The following is a 25,982-nucleotide window of genomic DNA, read 5'->3' on the forward strand; positions in this document are numbered from 1 at the left end:
CTTGTGGCCCGCGTCCTCGGCCAACCCCAGCAGGTGCTGCTCGGCATCCTCGCGATGCTCGGGCGGGATCTGCGTCAACGCTCCGACGATGGTGTCGATCATCGGGTTGCTCAGCCGACCCTCGGCGGCGGCAGCAGCGGTCGCGGGGGCGACGGTGGGGGCGCTGTCGAGATGATGGCCGGGGTAGAGGGCGCGGGCTCGTTTGACCATCGTCTCGGCCGCGGACTTCGGGATATCGGCCAGGTGCTCGAGAAGCCGCGCCACCGAGCGGTAGCCGAAGAGTTCCATCACCCCGCGGGACTCGATTTCCGCCAGCAACGCACCGATCTCCGCCTCGGCGGAACGCACCACGGTGAGCAGCGCGCAGATGCGATCGGCCAGCACCGTCGCATCCGTCTTCCACACCGCTTCCGTTGCCATACCACAAGGTTAGCCGAACCCGCACGCCTGATCATCACACGATCAGGTGCCGAACAAAACTCCGGCAGGGGCACCACTGCGTGGGGAATCGGCGCTGCCGACCACCACCAGAAGGCAACCACCAGAACGCCGATTCCCCACGCCCCGGCGAAGCCGTCATCTTGAAAACCGGCCCTAATGCTGCATGCCATAGGACTTCTGGCAGGGATAACCGTCACCGGTCGCCGACCAACTGGCCGGGTAACCGTTCTGCGCCCAGGCGGCATAGGCCTGCGCATAGGAGTAACCACGCGCACGCAACCACTGACACGGCGTCTGCCCAACCGCCGGAGTGATGGTGATCCACGGCTGCGCGTTGATCCAGTTCGACTGCGCGTACCACTGACCCGAAGCGCCTTTCGGCTCGACGACAACGGTCTGCGGCGGCTGGACGACGACGGTCTGCGGTGGGGCCACGGTGACGGTCGGTGTACTCGGCGCCGTGGTGACCACTGTGGACACCGACGGCTGCCCGGCGGTGCCGGAGATCGTGCGCGGCAGCCCGCACGCGGCGAGCGCGAGCGCGGCGGAAAGGGCGGCGGTGGCGCGGATAAGACGCATGGGCTGGCTCATTTCGTCCGGGTCATGTGGCTGCCGGTGATGACGCCGCCGGAAACGGTGTAGGTGCCCGCGAACGTCCGGATGCTGCCGTCGGTCTGGACGGCGGACAGCACGACGGACACCGTGCTCCCCCGAACGTCGGTGACGGTCAGCGTGTCCCACGACGTCGTCGCGAAACCGTTGACGTACTTGGCGTATCCGCCGCCGCCCGCGATGCGGCTGCCGCCGAGTGACCACGCCGTGGCGAAGTCGCGGCGGTTGAGGGCGTCGTAGTACGCGACCACCGTGCGCGCCACCGCGGTGTCCGCCGGGGCGATGTAAGCCGGCGGCTGCGGAACGTAGACCGTCTGCGGTGGTGGCGCGGGCACGGCGACCACGGCGGTGCTGGTCGCCGGCGTCACGGCGACGGGTACGGGCACCCCGACCACCGGCGGCACCCCGCACGCGGCGGTGCCCGCTCCGATCAGGACGGCGACGAGAATTCCGGCGGATTTCATGGGAATCAACTTCTTCCGTGTCCGCCCCCTGGAATCGGCCGCCCGCGCCGATCTGCAACGGATCGGGAGAACCGCGACCCAAGCGTTATCCCGTGGGATTCACGCGTTCCGGCGCACGATGTCGTAAGCCGTCATCGCGGCGGCCAAGTGGCGGGCGTCCGCCGGCCGCGTCGCGTCGTACCCCGTGATCAGCTGGATACGGCCCAGCCGGTACGTCAGCGTGTTGCGGTGAATACTCAACGCCGACGCCGCTTCGCCGCGGTTGTAGCCCGAAGTCACGAACGCGCGCAGAGCGTCGATCAAGTGCGGGTGATCCTCTAGCGGCGCCAGCACCGAAGCCAGCGCTTCCCGGGCCGGGCTCGGCTGGGCGATCTGGTACTCGATGGCCAGGTCGGCCAGCCGGTAGAGCCGCGGCGGCCGTCCCAGATTCTCCGCCAGCGCAAGGATTTCCAACGCCGACGTGTGCGCGAAAGGAATGTCTGCGTGCGTCGACGCGCGGGACGTCGCCGCCATGCAGGGACGGCCGCAGACCCGGTCGACCCGGGCCGCCACCTCGTCGGCGGACGACGAGATCGGCACCAGCAGCACGCCCCCGTCGCCCTGGAACGTCACCAGCACGCCCGGCTGACCGTCCAAATCGGACCGGACCGCGCGGAAGAGGGCCGTCGCCGCCCGGGAGTCCGTGGCAGCCGGCGGCGCGGGCAGGTGGAACACCACGACGTCGTACGCCTCGGCCAGCTCGCGGCGGCGCACCGGGCGGCCGGCGAGCAGGTTGGCCGTGAGGTGCTGCCGGTCCTCGCGCTGCTCCCAGTCGAGGTCGTCGCGCTCGCGCAGGTACGCCGCCGCGACGCGGGGCATCACCTCGCCGAGGAACGCCAGCATCCGCGCCCCGAGCACCGCGCGGTCGCCGCTCACCTGCTCCCACGCCACGCTCGCGGCCAGCGGGTAGATCTGCAGCACGGCTTCCAGCGGCAGGCCGTCGCGAGCCCGTTCGGCACCCCACGCGATCGGCAGGGCGAGCTCGTCGAGCGTCGGCAGGCGGTCCTCCGCCACCGTGGTGAGGAACAGCTCGAACACCGCCATCGCGTTGGCGACCAGGTCACCTTCGAGCACGCTCGCCGGCAGCAGCCGGTACGCCGGGATCTCGGCGGCGCACCGGGCGATCATCGCGGCGGCGATCTCCCCGGACCGCGGGAAGAGCGCCTCGACGGCATCCACCCTCGTATTGTCACCATGCACAAACGGCCACGGCAAGTTTCTGCGCGTTTTGCCAGCAGACAGCGTTGATCAACCGGCGCATGCTGTGCACACCACCAGAGAAAGGGACTTCGCCATGGCGCGGGGAACGAAACGATGGCTGGCCGCGATCGGCCTGGCGGGGGTGCTGACGCTGAGCGCGGCCGTCCCGGCCCAGGCGGCCACCGGCGGGAACAACGACTTCGGCTGCCGCCCGGGCGCGGCCCACCCGAACCCCGTCGTGCTGCTCCACGGCACCTTCGCCACCTACTACGAGGACCTCAACTTCCTCCAGGCCGACCTGGCCGCCCGCGGCTACTGCACGTTCTCGCTGACCTACGGCGCCTACCCGCAGTTCCCCTTCGCCGGCGGGCTGAAGCCGGTCGCGGAGTCGTCGCTGGAGATCAAGGCCTTCGTCGAGAAGGTCCGCGCGGCCACCGGAGCGGCGAAGGTCGACATCGTCGGGCACTCCGAGGGCGGCCTCCAGTCGCTCTACCTGGCCAAGATGCAGGGCATCCCGAGCGAAATCGGCCAGGTCGTCGCGATCGCCCCGCCGACGCACGGCGCGAACGCGTCCGGCCTCCTGACGCTCGCCTACACGCTGCTCGGCAAGAGCACGTGGGACACGATCGTCAGGACCATCGGCCTGCCGATCTTCGCCGACGAGCTGGACGGCGGCGCGGCGATCGTCGCGCTGAACACCGGCCCGGTCGCCCAGCCCGGCATCGGCTACACGATCATCACCTCCCGCTACGACGAGCTGGTGACGCCGACCGAGACGTCGTTCGTCCGCGAGCCCGGCGTCAGAAACCAGTACGTCCAGGACTTCTGCCCGTTCGACCCGGTGGGCCACATCGGCGAGGCCTACGACCTGAACGTGTGGCACCTGGTCCGCAACGCGCTCGATCCGGCGCACGCCGCGCCGATCAAGGTCTGCGCCGCCGGCTCCCCCGGCTGAGTATCTGCACCCGCGCGTTCCCCCTCTTCTCGGTGCGAGCAGAGGGGGAAACGGATGAACGACGGCGTCTTCGAACGCGTCGAGCGGCTGAGCCGGCGGGAGCCGGGTCGGTGGCGTGCCTGCTCCTCGCCCGGCCTCCCCTGAACGGCGCAACTCCAAGGTCCGGTGTCGCCGCCGCCGTGGTGGTGCTCGGGGGGTTGCTGGTCCACGGCACGGCGCGAGCGGGGACGCCGGCGGTGCCGGGCAGGGCTACGACTGGAACGTCCACGAGTTCGGCTACCCGTTCGACACGCACCCGGCCCGCACCGGCCAGCAGCTGCGGTACCCACCCGTCGTGAGTGAGAAACAGTGTTCTGACCCTGTTTCTCACTCACGACGTCCTCAGCCGAGGCCGATGGCGAACACGTGCAGGTTGCTGTCGGAGGGCAGGGTCACCGACGCGATCTGCTTCCCGGGCGGGGCGTCGAACGGCGCCGTCGCGTAGATCGACGCTCCGCCGCCCGGGCCGCCCGGCTGGTTGCGGTGGTCCGTGCGGGCCACCAGGGTGTTGCCGAACACCGGGTCCGTGCCGCCGCCCGGGAACACCCAGTCGCCGAACGACAGGTCCGCGGCCGCGGTGGTGCCGTCGGTGAACGTCACCGTCGCCGACGCCCGGTGGTCGCCGTTCGACGCCGTGCCGATGAACGACAGCCGCGTCCCCGACAGCCGGATCGTCTGCCCGGCCGGGACGACGTTGTCCGGCCGGCCCGCCGGCGCCGCGGGCCACACGAACGACGTGCCGACCGCCTGCGAGGTCTGGCCGCCGACCAGCCCCGCCGCGGCCAAAGCCTGCCGCGACAGGCTGTTCCCCGCGCCGTCGATGTCGGCCGCCCCGGTGTCACCGTCGTCCGAGATGCCGACGTTCGAGTACGCCGCCGCCAGTCCGCCCGGAGGCGCGACCAGCACGATCACCGAGCCCGGCACCGACGTCGGGCCGCCGCGGACGGTCACCGGCACCTGGTAGTACCCCTCGGGTGTCCCGGCGGCCACCGACACGGTCAGCTTCGCGGTGCCGCTGCCGGTCCGGTCGTCGAGCCGCAGCTGCCGCGGCCCGGTCACCGAGATCCCGGCCGGCGCCTGCGTCGTCACGTCGAGCACGCGGTCGTGGCCGCCGAGCCGTTGCCCGCTCACGGTCGCTTCCCCGGTGCTGCCGGGCGAGACCACGACCTGATTGGTCGCCGAGGCAAGGAACGGCTTCTCACTGTCGCGATAGGACGGCGGTGTCGAGTCCGCCGCCCACCGCTTGTCCGGAGTGGACACGAGCGAGAAGTCCAGCCGGCCACCGTCGCGAGCCACCCCGGTGGGCAGCGACGTCCGGTTCCAGTCCCGGCCGTTCAGCGACAACGAATGGACGTACGTCGCCGGCGCTTTCGGCGCGCGGATGTCGAGCGTCCGCCCCGAAGGCAGCGACAGCACGGCGCGTTCGAACAGCGGGCTGTGCACGACCAGGTCCGGCGTCCCCGGCGTGGCCGGGTAGATGCCGAGCGCGGCCCAGACGTACCACGACGACTGCGCGCCGAGGTCGTCGTTGCCCGGCTCGCCGTCCGGCGTCGCGCTGAACAGCGTCGTCGCGATCTCGCGGACCACCTGCTGTGTCTTCCACGGCTGCCCGACGTGGTTGTACAGCCACGGCACGCCGAAGTCGGGTTCGTTGCCCGCCCACATGTACGGCTCGTTCGGGCCGACGTTCAGCTTCTGGAAGAAGGTGTCCAACCGGGACGAGACCGCGGCCGGCCCGCCCATCGCCGTCACCAGCCCGGCCGGGTCCTGCGGGACCAGCCACGTGTACTGGGCCGCATTGCCCTCGTCGAAGCCGTCCTGGCCGAACTTGCCGGGCGGCGGCGGGACGTAGGCCGGGCCGTCCGGAAAGCGGCCGTCCTGCCCGCGCGGCTGCAGGTAGCCGGTCAGCGGGTTGAAGATGTTCTGCCAGTTCTGGCCGCGCTTGGTGAACTCGCGCGCGACGTCGCGGTCGCCGATGCCCTGGGCGAACTGCGCGATCGCGAAGTCGTCGATCGCCCACTCCAGGGTGATCGACGCGCCGACTCGGGCGTGGTCGCCGCGTGAGGCGTCGTTGTTCGGCAGGTAACCTCGAGCGACGTAGTCCGCGATGCCCCGCCGTTCCTGGTAGGCGCCAGGCGTTTCGTCGACCGAAGTGGCGCCCTTGACCAGGTACTTCAACGCTGTCTTGACGTCGAAGTCCCGGGCCCCGAACGCGTAGAGGTTCGAGATCAGCGCGACCGAGCTGTCCCCGGTCATCTGTCCCGTGTAGCCGTTCGCCATCGGCCAGCGCGGCCACCAGCCGCCCTGTACGGCGTCGTTCGTCAGCGACTGCGCCATATCGCTGGCTTCCTTCGGGAACAGCATGGCGTGCAGCGGCGCGAGCGAGCGGTAGGTGTCCCAGTCCGAGAAGTTCGCGTACTGATGCCGCCCCGCCGGCAACGTCCGGATCTGGTCGTCGAAGCCGATGTACCGCCCATCGGCGTCGTCGAACGTGTTGGGGTGCATCAGCGAGTGGTACAGCGCGGTGTAGAACGTCTTGAGCTGCGCGGTGTCCCGGCCGGCGACGCGGATCTTGCCCAGCGCCTGCGTCCACTTGTCCCTGGTGGACTTCCGGACCGCGCCGAAGTCCCAGCCCGGGACCTCCGCGGCCATGTTGGCCTTCGCGCCGTCGACGCCCACATAGGACATCGACACCTTGGCGTGCACGGTCTGCGAACCGAACGTCAGGTACGCCCCCGCCCGCGGCGAGTCGACGCTGTCGGTGCCCGGCTTGACCGACGAGCCGTCCCACGTGCCGTGCGCGGTGAACGGCTGGTCGAACGTGATGTCGTAGTAGACCGTGTAGTGGTTGCCCTTGCCGCAGAAGTTGCCGGTGGTCGCCGAGCCGCTGACCTCGCGATCCCCGGTGATCTTCAAGGTCGCGGCGGAGTTCCCGGCCAGGCTCGCGCCGCCCTTGACCAGCACCTGCGGCGTCGAACCGGCCGGGTAGGTGAACGTCGCGAGCCCGGTGCGGGTCGTCGCGGTCAGCTCGGCCCGGACGTTCGAGTCGGCGAGGGTGACGGCGTAGTAGCCCGGTTCGGCCTGCTCGCCGTCGTGGCCGAAGTGCTCGGTACGGTCCCAGGGCGCGCTGCCGACGTCGCCGGTGACCGGCAGGATCGGGACGTCGCCGAACGCGTTGCAGCCGACGGAGGCGTGGTCGAGGCTGAAACCCCGGATCTGGTCGGAGTGGTACTGGTAGCCGGCGTACGCGCCCTGCGTGTCCGGCGAGAACTGCATCATCCCGAACGGCGCCGCCGGCCCGGGGAAGTTGTTGATCTCGCCGACCGAGCTGCCGCCCCGGCCGGTGCCGATCAGCGGGTCGACGTAGGCCGCCGGGTCCCCGACCGGCGGTGACAACGTTGTCGGAGCCGCCGAAGCTACGGCGGGTGCCCCGATCACCGCCGTCGCGACCAGCGCCGCCATGAATTTGTATCGCACCGTGCCTCCCAGAGCTGTCATCCGACCTTTGCCGGTCACCGAGCCCCGGGTCAACACTTTGACAAAGACCTGGCTCGTGCCCTCAAGGTATGAAGATCCGGTCAGGATCGGGTGGCGACCGTGTCAGGACGCCTAACCTCGACGCCGTGTGCGCACGTGTACTGGTCGCCGAGGACGACGAGAAGCAGGCCGAGGTCCTCCGGCTCTACCTCGAGAGCGAAGGTCACACCGTGGTGCTGGCCCCGGACGGCCGCGCGGCCCTCGACGAGGCCCGCCGCGAGCGGCCCGACCTGCTGGTCCTGGACGTGATGATGCCCAAGGTCGACGGGTTGGACGTCTGCCGCATCCTGCGCGGCGAGTCCGACGTGGCGGTGCTGATGCTCACCGCCCGCGCGACCGAGGAAGACCTCCTGCTCGGCCTCGACCTCGGCGCCGACGACTACCTGACCAAGCCCTACAGCCCCCGCGAGCTGATGGCCCGGGTCCGCACGCTGCTGCGCCGCACGTCGGCCCGCAGCGAGCCGCCCGACCCGGCGTTGCGGGCCGGCGCCCTGCGGCTCGACCCGGTCCGGCACGAGGTGTCGGTCGACGGCCGCCCGGTCGAGACCACCCCGGGCGAGTTCCAGCTGCTGGAAACGCTGATCCGGCAGCCCGGGCGGGTCTTCACCCGGAGGCAGCTGCTGGAGCTGACCCGCGGCGACGACCGGTTCGTCAGCACCCGGATCATCGACGTCCACGTCCTCAACCTGCGCAAGAAGCTCGAGCCCGACCCGCAGAAGCCCGTCTACCTGCGTACCGTCTTCGGCGTGGGGTACAAGCTGACGGCGGAAAATGACACGTAGCTTTCCGCTCCGGCGCAGTCTCGTCGTCCGGCTGACGGCGGTCTCCCTGCTGATCGCGCTGGGCTCGATCGCCGCGACCGCGTGGCTGGCCGTGCAGACGACGACCCGCGCGATCCAGCAGGAGCAGGGCCAGGCGCTGTCGGGCGACGCGACCATCTACACCGAGCTGATCGGCTTCGCCGCGGCCAACCACACGTGGGACCAGGTCGGCCCGCGGCTGCGGGAGCTGTCGGCGGGCACCGGCCGCCGGATCGTGCTGACCACCCTCGACCGCCGGGTCCTCGGCGACTCCGGCGGCGAGCCGGTCACGCTGCCGGTGAAGGCGACGGCGTCGGTCGACCCGCTGCACGTCGACCCGGTGCTGCTGCCGCAGGCCGGGACCAGCGGCATCGACCCGCGCGCGGCGGGCCCGTTCCGGCTGCCGCCGGCCGAACGCGACGACCTCGACGGCCTGGCGAGGAAAGCCGCCGCGTGCCTGACCTCGTTCGGCTTCCCCAGCCAGGTGCGCGCGGGGGCGAGCGGCCGGCCGCAGCTCACCGGGCTCGACCCGCTCGCCGCCCGCTACTTCGCGGCCAAGTGCGGCATCTACGACCTCGCCACCCCGACGCCGACCGAGCAGGCCGCGCTCGACAGCCTCGACGAAGCCGTGAACCGCTGTCTCCAGGCCCAGGGCGCCGAGCAGGTGAAGCTGGGCCTCGACTTCGACGCGCTCGGCGTCGCCGACCAGGGGCCGAGCCGCGCCTGCGTCGACTCCGCCCGCCGCGCGCAGCTGACGCCGTTCGTCGCGCCGCCCGCGTTGCTCTTCACGCTCGGCCCCGGCGGGTCGCAGCTGCCGACGTTCACGCTGTCACGGGAGAACCTCACCCGGATCCTCGCGGTGACCGGCGGTGTCCTGGTGCTGGCGGCGGCGATCACCGTGCTGGTCGCGCGGCGGCTGTCGCGGCCCCTGCGCGCACTGACCGAGGCCGCGAAGCAGGACCGGCCGGCCCCGGTGAAGTCCCGCGACGAGGTCGGCTACCTCGCCGCCGCGTTCAACGACCTCACCGCGCGCCGCGAACGCATCGAGGAGCAGCGCAAGGCGATGGTCAGCGACATCGCCCACGAGCTGCGCAACCCCCTCAACGTCATCCGCGGCCGGCTGGAGGCCGCCGAGGACGGGCACCTGCCGTTCGACCGGGCGCTGTCGACGTCGCTACTCGAAGAAACCGTGCTGCTGCAGCACATCGTCGAGGACCTGCAGGACCTCGCCGCGGCCGACGCGGGACGGCTGCGGCTGCACCCGGAGCCGGTGGACGCGGCCGAGCTGGCCGGCCACGTCGCCGCCGCGCACGCCGACCGGGCCGCCGCGGCCGGCGTCACGCTCACCGTCTCCGCCCGCGGCGAGACGGGGTTCGAGGCCGACCCGGTGCGCCTGCGGCAGATCGTGGGGAACCTGGTCACGAACGCGGTCCGGCACACGCCGGCCGGCGGCCGCGTGACGATCCACGTCTCGTCCACTGTGGACGAGGTGGTGATCGCCGTCGCGGACACCGGCACCGGGATCGCCGCCGAGGACCTGCCGCACGTGTTCGACCGGTTCTGGCGGGCCGAGAAGTCCCGCAGCCGCCAGACCGGCGGCAGCGGGCTCGGCCTCGCCATCGTGCGCCACCTGGTGGCGGCACACGGCGGCACGGTCAGCGTCGAGTCCGAAGTGGACGCCGGATCGACGTTCACCGTCCGGCTACCGAAGCCGGACCTCCGTGGTGAGGGTGCCGGGGTGCGGGACGCGCAGGACGTGCAGCCGCCGGGCGCCGTCGCGGAGGAACGTGACGGCGGTGGCGGTGACGGTCGCGGCCAGGGCGGTGCCCCAGCCGATGGTGATCGTCGTGCCGCCGCGGCGGATCGTCAGCCCTGACGCGGTCGCTTGCGCACCGACGCCGTAGCCGACCGGGGTGCCGTCAGCGAAGCGCACGTCGTCGCCCGGGTGCAGGACCAGCGGGATCTGCTCGGTGAGCGGGGTCGTCCCGCGGACCGCGCGGGTGACGGTGTCTCGCGTGATCGTCAGGTCCGTCCGGATGCGCGTGTCGAGGCCGTACCGGACGACGACCGGCGCGGAGCCGGGCACCTTCCGGCTGCCGTCCCACGGGCGGTCGCCGATGGCGTAGGTCGCGTCCAGCAGGCCGCGGGCGTCCGGACTGCCGCTCGGCAGGAGGCTGGCCCAGCACTGCGTGTCGTCCTGTTGCGAGTGGACGACCATGCCGGCCCGCGGGTGCCACAGCATGCCCTGCGCGCCCCGGACGTAGGTCGACGGCCGCGTGCCCCAGAACCCGGCCAGGTACAGCTGCGGGCGGCGCACGTAGACGTACGTCTGGTTGAGTTCGACGTCCCGCCGCTGGACGGCGAAGTCGGTGGACCGCAGATACGGCAGCTGCCGGATCGACGCCTGCTTCTCGCCGCGCGACGGGAACGCCTCGCCGTACGAGACGTGCGCGAGGATGCGCGGCGAAGTGTCCTGTTTGGCCGGTCCGGTCGCCGGGCCCGGGGTCGCCGCCCATTGCCGGCGCGTCTCGGCGCGGTCCTCCCGGGCGGTGAAGAAGGCAGCCAGGTCCGGCACTTCCGGGACGAACAGCGAGGCCAGGTTGGTCCGGTCCGGGTCCGGGATGACGTCGTCGTAATAGGACACGTGCGTGCGGCTCGACGTCGCGACGTAGGTCAGCGAACCCGAGCCGTCCGGTTCACGGACGACGTTGTAGCCGAACCAGTCGGCGAACTTGCGGGCCATCCCGACGACCGTGCGATCGCGGGTCAGCGCGTAGATCTCGGCGATCTCCGGGAGCATCACCTCGAAGTTGTAGTTGACGTCCATACCGGTCGGCTCGTAGAAGAAGCCGGCCGGGCTCTGGCCGTTCGCGGCGAGGAACTCGATCCGGTCACGCAGCTGGTTGCGCAGCACCGCGTCCGGGCTGAGTTTCAATGCCAGTTGCGACGACGACAGCCCGGACGCGTTCTGGTTGGCGTACTCGACCGGGTGCGCCCAGATCGGGTTGGCCGGGTTCAGGAACCACGTCATGCCCTGGTGCAGCGCGGCTTCGAGCTCGGCGCGGCGGGCGGGCAGCGCGTTGACCTGGCGCAGGTTGGCGAGGGTCTTCGCGAGGTAGCCCAGGCCGAACCCGGTGGCGGCCTTGGACTTCTCGGTGATCGAGTACTCCGGGAACGAGCCGTCGGCGTGCTGCAGGTTCAGGTAATGGGCGATCGCCGCGTCGAGGCGGTTCCGCAGGGTGGGGTCCAGGTAGTACGGGTTCCACGGGCGCCGGTTCGCGTAGAACCAGCTCAGCGTGTAGACGTGCTCCTGGACGCGGGCGTTGTACGGCTCGCTCGGCGTCCGCCACCAGCCGCCGCCGAAGAAGCCGAGCGTGGCTGGATCGACGCTGACATCGTTGACAATGCCCGGCAAAATGGCGAGGTAGGGCGCGAAGCGCTGCTCCAGCGGCGAAAAGAGCCTCCGGTTCGGGGCGCCGGGCGGCAGCGGGGCGAGCGGTGGAAACGGTCCCGCCGGCGGCGGCACGGCGGCCGACGCCGTCCCCGCCCCGGCGATTCCCAGCAATGCGGCGGCGGTGGCTCCGCCGAGGAAGGTTCTGCGATCGATCACAACTGCCTCCTAGCCTTTGAGGCCGCTTTGGGCGAGCCCTTCGACGAACTGGCGCTGCGCGATGATGAACACGATCAGGACCGGCACGACCGTGGTGGTCGCGGCGGCGAGCTGGACGTTCCAGAGGTGGCCGCCGTAGACGTCGACGTACTGCGTCAGCGCCACCGGCAGCGTGAACATGTCCTTGTCGGTCAGGTAGACCAGCGGTTCCAGGAAGAAGTTCCAGGTGTTGAGGAACGTGAAGATGGCGACCGCGGCGAGCGCGGGCTTGGCGATCGGCAGGGCGACGCGCCGGTAGAGCCCGAACCGGGACAGCCCGTCCAGCCGGCCGGCTTCTTCGAGTTCGCCCGGGATGGTGATGAAGAACTGCCGCATCACGAACGTCGCGAGCACGCTCGGCGCGCCGAAGATCGGGACGACGATCAGCGGCCAGTGCGTGTTGGTCAGGCCGAGGTCGTCGACCAGCCGGAACAGCGGGATGATCGTGACCTCGCTCGGCACCATCAGCCCGATGAGGATCACCGCGAAGAGCTTCTCGCCGCGGAACCGGATGCGGGCGAACGCGTACCCGGCCAGCGAGGAGAAGAACATCGTGCCGAGCGTGACGAGCACGGCGATGTACAGGCTGTTGAAGTACTGCCGTGCCAACGGGAAGTCGGTGAACGCGACTCGGTAGTTCTCCCACTGCGGCTGGTTGGGGAACAGCTTCGGCGGGTACGCGAGCACCTCGTTCGCCGGCAGCAGCGACGCCGTGATCATCCACCAGGTGGGGAACACGAACGGCACGGCCAGCACGACCATCACCGCGTAGCACGCGATCTTGGCCCTACGACTCATGGAACACCCACCGCTTCCGCATCCGCCACTGCAGCAGCGTGAGCACGAGGATGACGAGGAACAGCACGACCGCCAGCGCGGAGCCGTAGCCGAGGTCGTGGTTGGCGAACGCCTGCTGGTAGAAGTAGAAGACCAGCACGTTGGTGCTGTCGGCGGGCCCGCCGAGGGTCAGCACCTGGATCTGCGCGAACACCTGCAGCGCGCCGGCGACGGTGATGATCGCCGTCAGCAACGTGGTCGGGCTGATCATCGGCAGGATCACCGAGCGGAACCGGCGCCACGGCCCGGCGCCGTCCAATTGCGACGCTTCCATGATGGACGCCGGAATACCCTGCAACGCGGCGAGGAACAGCACCATGTTGAGCCCGACGTTCTTCAGCACCTGCACGACGATCACCGACAGCATCGCGGTGCCGTTGCCGCGCAACCAGTTCGGGCCGTCGACTCCGATCGTCTGCAGCAGTGAGTTGATGCCGCCGTTGTCCTGCAGGAGGAAGTTCCACACGATCGTCCACGCGACGAGCGTGACGACCACCGGCGAGAAGAAGACCGTCCGGAACACCGTCGTGCCGCGCAACTTCAGGTTGAGCAGCAACGCCAGCGACAGCGCGAGCGCCAGGTTCAGCACGACCAGGCCGACGCAGAAGATCGCCGTGGCGCGGGCGACCTTCGGCGCGGTCGGGTCGTCGAAGAGCTTCGCGTAGTTGTCCGCGCCGGCGAACGTCGACGTCCCGGCCAGCAGGTTCACGTCCTGGAAGCTGTACCAGACCACGGCCACCAGCGGCGCGACGACGAAGGCGAGGAACCCGAGAGCCTGCGGGGCGACGAAGAGCCACCCCGCCAGCTCTTCGCGCTTCCTCGACGTCCACGTCATTGGCTCAGCGCCGGATCGATCGCCTGGCAGACGCCGGCCAGCGCGGCGGGCACGTTCGCGTCCGGCTTCCACAGCGGGTCCAAAGCGGACTGGACGAGCGACGCGATCCGCGCGCTCCCGGTGTGCGACGGGAGCACCGCGCCGGTCTTGATCCCGTTGACCACGACGTTCTGCAGCTGCTCCTGGCTGAACAGCGGGTTCGCCTTGGCCAGGGTGGCCGCGTTGAGCAGGCTGTCGCGGGCGGGCGGGAAGTACTGGCCGAGCTTCGCCGAGTTGGCCGGGTTGGTGAAGAACGCGAGGAAGTCCGCGGCGGCCTTGGCGTGCTTGCCCTTGACCGGGACGCCGATCCCGGCCTGGCCGATGACCTGCGCGTTCGCCTTCGGCCCGGCGGGCAGCGGGACGATCCCCCACTCGAACGGCTTGGCCTTCAGCAGCCCGGCGCGGCTGATCTGGGCGATGGTCAAGCCGGCTTCGCCGGCGAAGAAGTCCGCCGTCGTGCCCGGGCCGGGCAGCGCTTTGTCGGTGAAGATCGCCTGGTGCAGGAACGTCATCGCGGACGTCATCTCCGGCGAGGTGAACCCGCACGTCCTGCCGTCCGGGCCCCACGCGTCGGCGCCGAAGCCGCGCCAGACCGACGCGAGCAGCACCCACTGCTTGTACTCGAACTCGCGGATGACCAGGCCGGCCTTGCCGGTGTCCTTCGCGGCGACCTGGGTGGCGATCTGCTTGGCCGCGTCCCAGGTCCACCGTCCACTCGCGAGCAGCTGGTCCGGGGTCTCGGTGACCCCGGCCCGGGTGAGCAGGTTCTTGTTGTAGAACATACCGAACGGCGATGTCGAGAACGGGTAGGCGTAGAGGCCGTCGTCCTTGGTCCACAGCTTCGTCGCGGACGGCACCAGCTCACCGGCGTTGTACCCGGCGGCACTGTCCAAAGCAGGCTTGAGGTTCGTCAGCGCCCCGGACTGGACGAAGTCCGGGGCGTCGCGCTCGAGGATCCACGCCAGATCGGGCGGGTTGCCGCCGGAGAGCTGGGTGGTGAGCGCGGCCGAGTACGCGCTGGTGTCGCCCGGGACGACGTCGAACTTGACCGACGTGACCTCCGGGTGGGCCGTGCGGTACTCGGCGGCGATGGAGTCGAAGAGGGCGAGCTGGTTCTTGTCCGTCGTCCAGACGGTCATGCGCAGGGCGATGTCCTTGTCGTCGCCGGCGCCGCCCGAGCACGCCGTCGAAGCCAGTGCGACGGCGGACAGGGCCGCGGCGAGCAGCCGGATTCTCCGGTAGGCCACGATGCCTCCTGGTTATTCGAATTAGCAGCGACCGTAAGCGTCGTCCGCAAAGGTGTCAACAGGCCGCTGGAGCCTCAGCGGGAGTCTCTTGTGGAGGGTGCCGCCGTGGTGGCGCCCTCGTGGATCGTGCACGGCAGGAGCAGCTGGCGGGGCTTGGGGTTCTTCAGCAGCCCGACGAGCACGCGCACGGCGTGCGCGCCCATTTCGTGGCGCGGGATCCGGAACATCGACCAGTCCGTGCCGGTGCTCGGCACGGCGTGCGCGTGCGGCTGCTGCGACGGGTCGGCGTCCCCGAGCACCACGATCGACAGGTTGCGGGGCACGTCCAAGCCGAGCTCGTGCGCACAGGCCAGGATGGCGTCGGCCATCGCCGAGCTTTCGACGAGCAGCGCCGTGACGCCTTCGTCGAGCGCCTGCCGCAACGCGAGCGCCGGGTCCTCCTCGAGGAAGACCAGCGGTGGACGGCGGTGCTTGCGCGCCGCGGCTTCGTAGCCGGCCCGGCGGTCGAGCGTCGGCTCGTTCTCCTCGGTCACGCTGAGCAGGCCGATCCGGCGGTGGCCGAGGCCCCACAGCCGTTCGTGGACCTCACGGGTGGCCGCGACGTAGTCCGCGCCGACGTAGCTGATCGGCCCGGTCGGCGACTCGCGGCGGCCGACGAACACGAACGGGAACTGCTCCTCGACGAGCTGCGCGAGCTCCTGCGGGTCGTTGTGCCGGCCGAGCAGGACCGAGCCGTCGGCGATGCGCAACCGGTTCGTGCCCTGGTCGTAGATGCGGCGGCGCCCGTCGCGGCGGCCACCGCTGGTGAACAGCAGCAGGTCGAAGCCCTGCGCCTCGGCCTCCTCCTCGATGCCGAGCAGGAACGGGCGGTAGAAGTCGGCCACGCCCGAGGGGAACACCGACTCGTAGGTGAAGACGCCGAGGATCTGGTTGGACCCGCCGCGCAGCCGGCGGCCCATGATGTCCACCGTGTACCCGGTTTCGCGCAGCACCTGCTGCACGCGGTCGCGGGTCTCCGGGGTGACGCGCAGGCTGTCGGAGCCGTTCAGCACCATGGACACGACGGCCTGCGAGACGCCGGCCAGGCGCGCCACCTGGGCCTGCGTGACCCGGCCCGAACCCGCCGTCATCCGTGACTCCCTCCCGTGCGGTTCGCCTGGACTCTACCTGCGGCACCTTCAGTACCCCCGCACTTCCGGCCACCGGCGTTCCACCCCGGCGGCGTCCAGCACGCGGGCGAAGTCCTCGAAGAGCCTGCTGTCCGTGTGGACGCTCCGCGGCTCGACGCCCTCGCTGACGGCGAAGGCCGCGAGCAGCCCGGCGACCTCGCCGATGTTCCACTCCACCGGGTGCAGCCGGAAGCAGCCGTTCGTGATGTGCGTGGTGCCGATGTTCTTGCCGGCGGGCAGCAGGTTGGTCGTCCTCTCCGGGAGCAAGGCACCCAGCGGGATCTCGTACGGCACGCTGGCGACGTCGATGTAGTTGTCCCCGCCGGTCGACGGGTGCAGGTCGATCCGGTAGCTCCCCACCCCGACGGCGTCCGCGCGGCGCACCCGGCCGTCGACGCCGAGGAGCTCGGCCGAGACGTCGTGCTCGGTGACGGTCGTGACGGCCTTGATCCGCCGGGCTTCCCGGACGTACGCCGACTTCGCGAGTCCGTCCTTTGTGTCCGTGACGTCGGGTCGGAGCTTGAGCCCCGGGAAGCCGGTGCCGCCGTCCCCGCGGGGCGCTTCGGTCTGCAGCCAATAGAGGACGGACAGGCTGAGCTGCTTGGCTTCGTGGTGCGCCGTTTCGACGTCCGCTTCGGTCGTGTGGCCGGGGATCGTGAGCGCGGGCTTGAGCCAGTAGTCGTTGAGCGGCCAGTTGACGAGCGTGATGTCGGAGTCGAACGCGCCGTCGGTGTGGAGGTTGCGGGCGAGGATGCGGCGGAAGGCCCACAGTTCCTTGTCGCCGGCGTCGGCGCTCTGGTCGGCGCTCACCGCCAGGGGGTCTCCGGGCGGGTTCGGGACGAAGGTGCGCTTGACCGGTTCGAGCGTCCGCGGGTCGGGGGCGACGAAGCCGAGGAGCGGGCCGGGCCAGAAGTCCGGCTGGTAGTCGCGCCAGAAGCCGTACATCTCCGGCTTGTCGATGACGTGGTTTTCGCCTTCGTGGTGGGAAACCGCGAAGCAGTAGGTGATGCCTTGCAGGTTGGCCGGGTCGGCTTTCTCGGGCGCGTGCGGTTCGCCGTGCGTGCTCTTGGCTTCCGCGCCGGTGACGTGCTCGGTGCCGGTGAGCGGCAGGAGGTCGCCGTTCTCGGTGGCGTCGAGGACGTACTGGGCTGTGACGGTGATCCGCTCCCCGCTGTTTTCGAGCGTCACGGCGTCGACGCGGTCTTGTGTCGTGTGCGCCTCGACCGGCCGGTGGTGGCGCAGGACGTGGATCCGCCCGGCGCTGACGTGCGGCGCGAGCATGGCTTCGATGACCGCGAGGGCCACCCGGGGTTCGTGACACAGCTTGCTGACGCGGCCGGCCCCGGGGTTCAGTTCCGGCCGGTTCGCGGCTTCGGCCCGCAGCGGGTAGTGGCGACGGTAGTGGTCGCGGATGCCCGCGCGCAGGTCGCGGTAGGTGCGGGTGGAGCCGAACCGCTCGATCCAGGGGTTCTCGTCCGGCGGCACGGCCTGGGCGGTGAGCTGCCCGCCGAGCCAGCCGGTCTCCTCGGTGAGCACGACGCGCCGGCCGCGGGCCGCGGCGGCCAGCGCGGCGGCGACCCCGCCGAGTCCCCCGCCGACCACCAGAATCTCCGTGTCCAGTTCCCTCATGAGCCCTTCCCGGCGCTGATAATTCGAATTACTACGCGGGTATGGTGCGACGCGGGCGGGTCGGGCGTCAAGGGGTGGGTGTAGCGAATGACTCATTCCTGTCGCGTGGCGACAGGAATGAGTCATTCACGTCGGTTACAGCGGCAGGCCCGCGTAGTTGTCGGCCAGCTCGGTCTTCGCGGCGGTCGAAGTGACCGTGCGGCGAAGCTGGGACAGCTGGAGCTGGGCGTCGAAGTCGTCGCCGTGGCGGTGCAGCATCGACGTCATCCACCACGAGAAGTGCGTGCACCGCCAGACCCGTCGCAACGCCGTCTCCGAGTACGCGTCGACGAGTTCGTCGTCGCCTTCGAACGACGCCTTCAAGGCGCGCGCCAGCAGGGCGACGTCGGCCACCGCCAGGTTCAGGCCCTTCGCACCCGTCGGTGGCACGATGTGCGCCGCGTCCCCGGCCAGGTAGAGGTTCCCGTGCCGCATCGGCGTCGTCACGAAGCTGCGCATCGGGAGCACGCTCTTCTCGGTGATCGTCCCGGTCTCGAGGGTCCAGCCGTCGACGCCCAGCCGGTCGGACAGCGCAGTCCAGATCCGGTCGTCGCTCCACCGCTCGATGTCCTCGTCCGGCGCCACCTGCAGGTAGAACCGGCTCACCCGCGGCGAACGCATGCTGTGCATCGCGAACCCGTCCGGGTGCCAGGCGTAGATCAGCTCGTCGGTCGACGGCGCGACGTCGGCCAGCACGCCCAGCCACGCGAACGGGTACGTCCGCTCCCAGACCTTCGGCTCCGGAATGGACGCGCGGCTCGGCCCGTGGAACCCGTCGCAGCCGACGACGACGTCCGCGTCGATCCGCCGCGCGGTGCCGTCACTGTCCACAAAGGTCACATACGGTTTGTCCGTCACGTCGTGCACGGCGACGTCCGAAGTGGAGTAGTACGCCGGGCGGCCGGCCTTTTCCCGGGCCACCATGAGGTCCTTGGTCACCTCGGTCTGCCCGTAGACGGTCACCGACCGTCCGATGAGGCCGGTGAAGTCGACGTGGTGGCGCTCCCCCGGCGACTGCAGGTAGATGCCGCGGTGTTCCATGCCTTCGACGTCGAGCCGGTCGCCGAGGCCGACCTGCCGCAGCAGCTCGACCGTGCCCGCCTCGAGGATCCCCGCGCGGATGCGGGCCTGGACGTACTCGGCGGTCTGCCGTTCGAGCAGCACCGAGTCGATGCCGTCGAGCCCGAGCAGGTGGGACAGCAGCAGCCCGGCCGGGCCGGCGCCGACGATGACGACCTGGGTGCGCACTTCGAACGTCCTTTCCGCGACAGAGCCCGAGCATCGCCCGCCGACGCGCCGCCCACTACCGCATTCTCATTCAGTGAGAGAGCATCCGCGAGATGCCGCGCGCCGCCGCCCGCAGCGCGGGGATCTGCATCCGCGCGTTCCGGTCGTTGGGCACGATCACCGACAGCGCCGCGACGACGGTGTCGCCACGCCCGCGCAGCGGCACGGCGATCCCGGTCGTCTCCTCGTCGATGAACCCGGCGCAGAACGCGTAGCCGTCGCGCCGGACGTCGGCCAGGAACCGCCGCAGCCGCGCCGGGTCGGTCAGCGTCGTGCGGCGGAACGCCTCGAGCGGACCGGACAGGACCTCTTCCTGCAGGTCGGCGGGCGCGTGGGCGAGCAGCACCAGCCCGGACGACGACGCGTGCAGCGGCAGCCGCCCGGCCACCCGCGTCACGTTGACGACCGCGCCGGGCGCCGAGAGCCGCTCGACGAACAGCACCTCGCGGTCCTCCAGCACGGCGAGCTGGGTGTGGTGCCCGACGACGGCGTGCAGGTCCTCCATGAACGGCATCGCGGCTTCGCGCAGCCCGAGCGTCGGCGACGCGCGCGACGCCAGTTCCCAGAGCCGAACGCCCACGCGGATCCTCCGATCGGGGTCGCGGCGCAGCCAGCCGTGGCCGACCAGCTCGTCGACGAGCCGGGACGCCGTGGCGACGTGCAGGCCGGCGCGGCGCGCGATGTCCGTGACGCGCAGCGCCGGCGTGTCCGGCCCGAAGGTTTCGAAGATGCGGACGACGCGCGTCAGCACAGAGTCGCGTTTCTCCACGTCAGGCAGTGTGCCCCACCTCGGCGGGGCACACTGCCCGGCGTCACGGCAGCGAGTTCAGGAACGGCTCGTGGCTGTTCTGGAACTCCCAGTTGTAGTACTTGTCCCAGTTGATCGACCAGGTCATCAGGCCCCGGAGCGCGGGTGAGGTGCCGCCGCGCAGCGTGTACGAGCCGCAGCCACTGCCCTTGACCAGGCAGTTCACCGCCGTCTGGACGTCGGCCGGTGAGGTGTAGCCGTTGCCGGCGCTGACCGCGGCGGGCAGGCCGATCGCGATCTGGTCGGGACGCAGGCCGGGGAAGAACTGGCCGGTGTTCGCCACGGTGAAGCCGGCTTTGAGCATGTCGGTCATGGCGATGTGGAACTCGGCGCCGCCCATGTTGTGGTAGGAGTTGTCGAGGCCCATGACCGGGCCGGAGTTGTAGTCCTGGACGTGCAGCACGGTGAGCGAGTCCCGCAGCGCGTGGATGACGGGGAGGTAGGCGCCGGTCCGCGCGTCCCCGCCGCTCGTGCCACCATAGAACTGGTAGCCGACCTGCACGAAGAACGTCTCCGGCGCCATCGTCAGGACGAAGCCCGAGCCGTACTTGGCCTTGAGCGACTTCAGCGCGGAGATGAGGTTGACGATCACCGGCGTGGTCGGGTTGCGGAAGTCGGTGTCGCCGGCGTTGAGCGAGAGCGAGTGGCCCTCGAAGTCGACGTCGAGACCGTTGAGGCCGTACTTGTCGATGATGGCGGAGACGGAGCTGACGAACTTGTCCCGCGCGGCGGTGGTGGTCAGCTGGACCTGGCCGTTCTGGCCGCCGATGGAGATGAGGACCTTCTTGCCCTGCGCCTGCTTGGCCTTGATGGCGGCGGTGAAGTCGGCGTCGCTCTCGACGTTCGGGCATTCGGTGGCCGGGCACCGGTTGAAGCGGATGTCCCCGGACGTGACCGAGGTGGGTTCGCCGAAGGCGAGATCGATGATGTCCCAGGCGGCGGGGACGTCGGCCATCCGGACGTAGCCGGAGCCGTTGGCGAAGCTGGCGTGCAGGTACCCGACGAGGGCGTGCTTGGGCAGGCCGGTGTCGACGCAGCCGGAGGTGCTCCCGGTGGCGGCGGCGCTTTTCGGCGACTCACCGGCTCCGTTGTAGGCGGCGACCGAGTAGCTGTGGGTGGTGCAGGCGGTGAGGCCGCCGATGGTGGCGCTGGTCCCGGTGGTCGTGGCGACGACGGTGCTGCCTTCGTACACGCGGTACCCGGTGACGGTCCCGGCGCTCGCGCCCCAGCTCAGGGCGATGGAGTTGGTCGTGGCTGAGGTGATTTGCGGAGTGCCGGGCGCCGCTGGGGTGCCGGGCGTGTTGCCGCCGGGACCGTCGAGGACGACGTCGTCGGCGTAGTAGGTGCCGGCGCCGTACCAGCCGTGGAGGTAGAGCTGGGCGGAGGTCTGGTTGCCGGTGGTGAAGGTGAGGGACAGCTGGTTGTAGGCACCGCTGTTGCCGGACCACGTCGAGGGGCCACCGGTGATGCCGAGGTAGACGGGGTTCCCGCGCACCCAGGCCGAGACGGAGTAGGTGGTGTTCGGCTGAACGGCCACGGTTTGCGAGCACTGGGCGTAATCGGCACCGACGGGCGTGCCGGCGAGGGCGTAGCCGCCGGCGTGGGTGGGGCTGCTGACGGTGGTGGCGTTGGCGCAGGTCCAGCCGGACAGCGAGCCGGCTTCGAAGCCGGGGTTGGCGAGGAGGTTGGCCGCTTCGGCGGTTCCGGTGGCAAGCCCGGAGAGCGCGAGGATCGCGGCGGCGAGGATTGCGGACAGTCTGGAACGCCTCATCGGGTCCTCCAGTCGGGGAGACTGGATATATTGTCTAGACCAATATGTAAAATGTCCAGACCAACTGAGGGTTACGGCCCGCTGGGTTCGGCTGCGGCCGATGACCCGCCGCACTCGAACCGGTGCCGAGCGCCCGAAGAGCCCGGAAGCGCCTCGCTCGGCGGCTCTCACCAACTCGCCGCGGCTCCACTGCGACCGGTTCCCGGCCCGGCAAACACCGCCCTCACCGCACTGGCCTCCGCGGAGCCAGGCCACTCCCCGGCAGCCTCATCCACCCGCCGCGGCGCTCGGCCCCAGCCGGCGCCGGGTGTTCTCCCGCAGCGCCCGCGTCAGCAGCCCATCAGGGACTTGGCCACCACCCGCGTCCGCCCCGCACGGGCCCGGTCGATCACCTGGACGCTGCTCCATCCCGCCGGCACTCGCTCCGCCAGCAGCCCCTCCCGCCAGCGCCCCACCCGCCGCACGTGGCGGGCGAACGACCGCGGCCGCACCACCCTGCCCCGGCTGCGCTGCCCGGCCAGCGCCTCCGAAGCCGTCACGTCCAGGAACAGCAGCCGCACCGGGCGGCCGCTCAACGCTCCCACCAGGGCCAGCAGCGCCCGGGTCGAAGCGCGCGTCGACGGCTCGTGGACCACGATCGGCCCCCTCGCCAGCGCGCGGCGGACCACCCGCGCCCGGTGCCACGCGTGGACCACCGGCCGGTAGCAGCGGTACGGCACCGACGGCACCGCGGCCGCCAGCCGCGTGCGGACCTGGTCGGAATCCAGCACCACCAGGCCGGGCGCGGCGTGGTTGAGCATCGTCGTCTTGCCGGCGCCGGGCAGGCCCGCCACGACCAGCATGTCGCGGGGCCCGAGTTCGATGACCGTGGGCTCGCTCATGCCCCGTCAACGCCCCGGCGAAGGTAATGGTTCCTTTACCTTTAGCTCACGGACCGTGACCGAACCCGGAACAGACCCGACCGTACGGACGGCGCCACCCGCACAGACGCGCCGATGTCACCTCGCGTGCCCGAAGTCACCCACTCGCCTGAAAACCCATGCGTGGCAAGGCATCCGACGGCCCGGGAACCGCTTCGGGTGAAGATCGTCCCGTCCCCTTCCCGGCGTCCGGATTTTCCCTATCTTCTGAAGGGGACGCTCGGCCTAGAACAGGGGAACTCGTCATGACCCAGTCGCTGGAACTCCCGGTCCAGGAATTCTGTCTCGATTGGACGCTCACGGGCGACGAAGGCGGGCGCGTCGGCGTCACGCTCTCCGGGCAGGTGTCCCTGCTCGACAACAACCGGTTCTACAAGATCGACGGCGTCGTCTACGTCACCGAGGGTGACGCCGACATCCGCGCGGTCGGCAACCCGTGCCTGTCCGTGCGCCGCAACGGCGTCGAGAAGTCCGGGCGCCAGTGGGGCTGGGAGATGTGCTCGGCCCGCAAGCGCCTCGGCGCGCTGAACACGATGGAGGGCTACTTCGTCCGCACCGGCTACTGGGCGCCGGCCGACCGCGCGATCCAGCTGAGCCTCTGCGCCGAAACCGGGTGGAGCCGGCGCAAGAGCTACAGCCCGCACGTCACCGTCCGGATGGTCGACTGACCACTGTGGACGCCCGGCGCCGCGCAGCCGCGACCACGAGCCCCGCCGCGACCGCACCCGCGACGGCGCACCCGGCGCCGAACCCCGGCGAAGGTTCGTGCACCCGCAAGACACTGACGCACAGCCACGCGACGGCGCCGAACAGCAGGCCCAGCACCGGCCCGCCGACCGCCGCGCCGCGCCAGCGGTGGCCGTTGCGGACGGTCCGCAGCCCGGATTCGAGATAGGCGAGCGCGAACAGCGCCAGGATCAGGCTCCCCGCGCCCAGCGCGCTGGCCAGCGGGTGCTGGCTGGTGAGCAGGGTGAAGGTCTGGGTGACGGGTCCGGTTTGGACGGTCGCGGTGACCGCCCCGCCGACCACCCACCGCGCGATCGCCGGCAGGGTGAGCTCGGCGGTGAAGCCGTTGCCGGCCGGCTTGGCGAGAGTTTCGGCCGAGCCGAGCGGAACCCCGGCGGCGGACAGGCTGACGGCCACCCGGCCGGGATTCCCGGCACCGGCGAGAACGAGCGGCTTGCTGAGGTCCACTTCGACCGGAGCGGTGACCTTGGTGTTGCCGAGCAACAGAGTCGGGGACGCCTCGTGCGGCAGCCGCTCGGGATTGAGCAGCGCGAGGATGATCAGCACGATGGCAGCTACGGCGGCGCCCAGCCGCAGCCAGAGAACGGCGGCGGCTCGCGAGCGGCCGGCCGAGTCGGAATCCGGGGCAAGCGTGCCACCGGTCGAGCCGGGGCCGCCGAAGCCGGACGCGGAGCCAGGACCGGCCGCCGGGCTCGCGCCGCCGAGACTCGAGCCACCAAGACCGGGCCTCTGGCCGCCCGCCGAACCGGTTCCAGGACCGCCGGCTACGCCGAGCCCGGCGCCGCCCGGCGCACCACCCCCCATGTCCAGCCCACCACTCGTCGCGACGAGTGTCGCGTTTGGACCCGTCGGCCGCCGAACCGGTCGCGTCCGCTCGTCCCCCTGCGGCGTCGTGGGCGAGTTCAACCCCGCGATCACCCGGGGCGTCAGATGCAGCACCGGCACCCCGGACCGCTCCAGCCACCCGGGCCCGTAGACCGCCGTCGCCGCGCCCGCCAAGTCGGCCGCGAACGACTCCGCCTCGCGGTACCGCGCGTCCAGCTCCCGAGCCAACGCGCGCATGATCACGCCGGCGATCGGCATCGGTACGCCCGAAATCGGCTTCGGGTCGGTGAACATGTGCTGGCGCATCATGCTGATCGCGCCGCGCGTGTTGTCGAACGGCAGCTCCTTCGCCAGCAGCTCGTACAGCACCGTGCCCGCCGCGTACACGTCGGCCGCCGGGCTCAGCGCGTTGCCCATCGCCTGCTCCGGGGCGATGTACGCCGGCGTGCCCAGGATCTCGCCACCGTGCGTGACGAGCGTCGCGCCCTCGCTGATCACCCGGGCGATGCCGAAGTCGGCCACCTTCACCACGCCCTGCAGGTTGAACAGCAGATTGCGCGGCTTGACGTCCAGGTGCAGCACGCCCGCCCGGTGCGCCGCGTGCAGCCCGGCGAGCATCGCCAGGCCGATCGCGCACGCCTGTTCGCCGCTGACGCCGTCGCCGTGGAACCGGCTGTGCACCGTGCCGCCGTCGAGGCGCTCCATCACCAGCAGGTGCTCGCGGCCGGTGCGGACGTAGTCGTACACCGGCACGATGTGCGGGTGGTCCAGGCTGGCCAGCACGCGCGCCTCGCGGTCGAACAGCTCGCTGCTCGCCGCGTGGTTGAGCACGTCCCACGGCAGCTGCTTGATCGCGACGTTCCGCCCGAGCGTCCGGTGCGTCCCGGCGAACACGACCCCCATGCCGCCTTCGCCGATCTCCGCCCCGATGTCGTACTGCGGCAGGGCGGCGACCAGCTCGGCCGGTGCGCTCATCGGGTGAATTCCTGCGTCGGCGGGACCGCCAGCCGGACCGTGGTGTCACTGTCCGTGACGACCGGCGGCGGCGCGGGGTGCGGCGTCAGGTAGCCGAGCAGGAACGCGATCGCCGCGGCGCCGAGCACCACCGGGATCTCGACCGCCGGCTCCGGCGGGACGAGCCGCAGCACCGAGAGCGTGATCACCGCGACCAGGCCGGTGCCGAACCCGGCGGGCAGGAACCGCAGGCCGCGGCGCCAGCGGTTGGGCGCCAGCCGGTGCCGGGCGAGCGCGAGCAGCGCGGTCAGCCACGCGAGGACGGTGAGCACGAGCATCGCCAGGCCGAAGACGCCGTAGACCGACCAGAAGGAGCCCTGGACGTCGGCGACGGTGGTCGCTTCGCCGAGCGTCGCACGCTGGGCGTCGAGCAGCTCGACCGACGACGGCAGCAGCCCCGTCGCCTGTCCGGCGAGGTCGCCGAGATCGAGCACGAACGTCCGGGTGATCGAGCCCCGCGCCGGCACTTCGAAGGGCGCCGTCGTGTCGTAGGCGAAGAACGTCAGGGCGAGCGCGACGCCGGAGAGCCGCACGCTGCGGACCTTCACCGGCGCGGTGCCCGAGTTGGTGGCGACGACCTGCAGCTCGATCTGCTGGGCCGGGTCGATCGGGACGGTGGCGTCCGCGACCGGCCGCCCGTCGATCGACGCCTGCACGTCGAGCGAGCCGGAGTCCGCCGAAGCGGCCGGCGCGCCCAGCAGCACGGCGCACAAACCCAACGCAACCCCCGCCGCGATGACACGTCCCATTGGGCATCTCCTGCTTGCGTTATCCGACTGGTCCGGAATGCTACAGCGAGCACACACCGGGGAGGGACGTCCCAATGCGATTCGTGGTTCGGCTGTTTTTCGGCACTGTAGCCGGAACGATACTTCTACTCGCGTTCACGAGCACGGGTAACGCACAAGTTCCGCCTTCGGTTGGTTTGACACCATCCACCGGTAAAGCCGGTAGCTCGTTCACGATTTCGTGGAACGGTTTTCCGGCCTGCCGGATCATCAATTTCTTCTGGGCGGGCACAACCCTCGGTTCCAAAGTGGCACCGGCAACCAGCGGGCAGTTCCCCACGACCGTTCCCG

At 70.7% G+C, this 25,982-nt stretch carries 20 protein-coding genes; 4 read left to right on the forward strand and 16 right to left on the reverse strand.

From position 1 onward, the window contains the following. The 4 genes from ABFJ78_RS46925 to ABFJ78_RS46940 form a co-directional block, all read right to left on the reverse strand. Nucleotides 1–420, reverse strand: a 420-nt coding sequence (locus tag ABFJ78_RS46925; RefSeq protein ID WP_436393961.1) for a DUF222 domain-containing protein, incomplete at its 3' end; no start/stop codon positions are given. A gap of 174 nt (nt 421–594) precedes the next feature. After that, nucleotides 595–1,032 (reverse strand): hypothetical protein, encoded by a 438-nt coding sequence (locus ABFJ78_RS46930; RefSeq protein ID WP_436393962.1) that lies wholly within the window; start codon nt 1,030–1,032, stop codon nt 595–597. Next, complete coding sequence (locus ABFJ78_RS46935; protein WP_436393963.1) at nt 1,029–1,517, reverse strand: hypothetical protein; 489 nt, start codon at nt 1,515–1,517, stop codon at nt 1,029–1,031. The genes ABFJ78_RS46930 and ABFJ78_RS46935 overlap by 4 nt, the downstream gene beginning before the upstream one ends. 99 nt (nt 1,518–1,616) lie before the next feature. Further along, entirely contained in the window at nt 1,617–2,735 is a 1,119-nt protein-coding gene (locus tag ABFJ78_RS46940) for a PucR family transcriptional regulator (protein ID WP_436393964.1), read from the reverse strand. A 115-nt stretch (nt 2,736–2,850) separates the two neighbouring features. Between ABFJ78_RS46940 and ABFJ78_RS46945 the strand changes: the two genes are divergently transcribed. Beyond that, the gene (locus ABFJ78_RS46945; RefSeq protein WP_436393965.1) at nt 2,851–3,711 is read left to right on the forward strand and encodes an esterase/lipase family protein; all 861 of its coding nucleotides are present in this window, start codon (nt 2,851–2,853) and stop codon (nt 3,709–3,711) included. A gap of 381 nt (nt 3,712–4,092) precedes the next feature. On the opposite strand, the gene ABFJ78_RS46950 is transcribed toward ABFJ78_RS46945, so the two are convergent. Beyond that, nucleotides 4,093–7,227: a GH92 family glycosyl hydrolase gene (locus tag ABFJ78_RS46950; protein WP_436393966.1), complete on the reverse strand. Its 3,135-nt coding sequence runs from the start codon at nt 7,225–7,227 to the stop codon at nt 4,093–4,095. Nucleotides 7,228–7,373: 146 nt separating this feature from the next. Here ABFJ78_RS46950 and ABFJ78_RS46955 point away from each other — a divergent pair, with 146 nt between their 5' ends. After that, entirely contained in the window at nt 7,374–8,069 is a 696-nt protein-coding gene (locus ABFJ78_RS46955) for a response regulator transcription factor (RefSeq protein ID WP_436393967.1), read from the forward strand. Then, on the forward strand, nt 8,059–9,963 hold the full coding sequence (locus ABFJ78_RS46960) for a sensor histidine kinase (RefSeq protein WP_436393968.1): 1,905 nt from the start codon (nt 8,059–8,061) through the stop codon (nt 9,961–9,963). The genes ABFJ78_RS46955 and ABFJ78_RS46960 overlap by 11 nt, the downstream gene beginning before the upstream one ends. A 1,743-nt stretch (nt 9,964–11,706) precedes the next feature. Here ABFJ78_RS46960 and ABFJ78_RS46965 read toward each other — a convergent pair. The 9 genes from ABFJ78_RS46965 to ABFJ78_RS47005 all read right to left on the reverse strand — a co-directional run bounded on the left by ABFJ78_RS46965 (nt 11,707) and on the right by ABFJ78_RS47005 (nt 22,278). Further along, a complete protein-coding gene (locus ABFJ78_RS46965) occupies nt 11,707–12,534 on the reverse strand; it encodes a carbohydrate ABC transporter permease (RefSeq protein WP_436393969.1) in 828 nt (275 codons plus the stop codon). Beyond that, nucleotides 12,524–13,408 (reverse strand): carbohydrate ABC transporter permease, encoded by an 885-nt coding sequence (locus ABFJ78_RS46970; RefSeq protein ID WP_436393971.1) that lies wholly within the window; start codon nt 13,406–13,408, stop codon nt 12,524–12,526. Before ABFJ78_RS46970 ends, ABFJ78_RS46965 begins: the two co-directional genes overlap by 11 nt. Then, nucleotides 13,405–14,694, reverse strand: a complete 1,290-nt coding sequence (locus ABFJ78_RS46975; RefSeq protein ID WP_436393972.1) for an ABC transporter substrate-binding protein — start codon at nt 14,692–14,694, stop codon at nt 13,405–13,407. Before ABFJ78_RS46975 ends, ABFJ78_RS46970 begins: the two co-directional genes overlap by 4 nt. A gap of 74 nt (nt 14,695–14,768) precedes the next feature. Then, the gene (locus ABFJ78_RS46980; RefSeq protein ID WP_436393974.1) at nt 14,769–15,824 is read right to left on the reverse strand and encodes a LacI family DNA-binding transcriptional regulator; all 1,056 of its coding nucleotides are present in this window, start codon (nt 15,822–15,824) and stop codon (nt 14,769–14,771) included. 48 nt (nt 15,825–15,872) lie between these two features. Then, nucleotides 15,873–17,492, reverse strand: coding sequence for an FAD-dependent oxidoreductase (locus ABFJ78_RS46985; RefSeq protein WP_436393975.1), 1,620 nt, complete (start codon nt 17,490–17,492; stop codon nt 15,873–15,875). A gap of 135 nt (nt 17,493–17,627) precedes the next feature. Further along, entirely contained in the window at nt 17,628–18,779 is a 1,152-nt protein-coding gene (locus tag ABFJ78_RS46990; RefSeq protein WP_436393977.1) for a 4-hydroxybenzoate 3-monooxygenase, read from the reverse strand. 70 nt (nt 18,780–18,849) lie between these two features. Then, complete coding sequence (locus tag ABFJ78_RS46995; RefSeq protein ID WP_436393978.1) at nt 18,850–19,587, reverse strand: IclR family transcriptional regulator; 738 nt, start codon at nt 19,585–19,587, stop codon at nt 18,850–18,852. Between the two features lie 43 nt (nt 19,588–19,630). Beyond that, nucleotides 19,631–21,397: a chitinase gene (locus ABFJ78_RS47000; protein ID WP_436393980.1), complete on the reverse strand. Its 1,767-nt coding sequence runs from the start codon at nt 21,395–21,397 to the stop codon at nt 19,631–19,633. 329 nt (nt 21,398–21,726) lie between these two features. Then, a complete protein-coding gene (locus ABFJ78_RS47005; protein WP_436393981.1) occupies nt 21,727–22,278 on the reverse strand; it encodes an AAA family ATPase in 552 nt (183 codons plus the stop codon). Between the two features lie 284 nt (nt 22,279–22,562). Here ABFJ78_RS47005 and ABFJ78_RS47010 point away from each other — a divergent pair, with 284 nt between their 5' ends. Continuing rightward, nucleotides 22,563–22,985 carry a hypothetical protein gene (locus tag ABFJ78_RS47010; protein ID WP_372664324.1) on the forward strand — a complete coding sequence of 141 codons (423 nt, stop codon included), beginning with the start codon at nt 22,563–22,565 and terminating at the stop codon, nt 22,983–22,985. Here the strand turns inward: ABFJ78_RS47010 and ABFJ78_RS47015 are convergent. Beyond that, nucleotides 22,963–24,864: a serine/threonine-protein kinase gene (locus ABFJ78_RS47015; RefSeq protein WP_436393982.1), complete on the reverse strand. Its 1,902-nt coding sequence runs from the start codon at nt 24,862–24,864 to the stop codon at nt 22,963–22,965. The two genes, ABFJ78_RS47010 and ABFJ78_RS47015, sit on opposite strands and share 23 nt — an antisense overlap. Beyond that, on the reverse strand, nt 24,861–25,652 hold the full coding sequence (locus ABFJ78_RS47020; RefSeq protein WP_436393983.1) for a hypothetical protein: 792 nt from the start codon (nt 25,650–25,652) through the stop codon (nt 24,861–24,863). Before ABFJ78_RS47020 ends, ABFJ78_RS47015 begins: the two co-directional genes overlap by 4 nt. Nucleotides 25,653–25,982 lie beyond the last annotated feature (330 nt).

The sequence above is a fragment of the Amycolatopsis sp. MEPSY49 genome (genome assembly GCF_051337345.1).
Taxonomy (GTDB): Bacteria; Actinomycetota; Actinomycetes; order Mycobacteriales; family Pseudonocardiaceae; genus Amycolatopsis.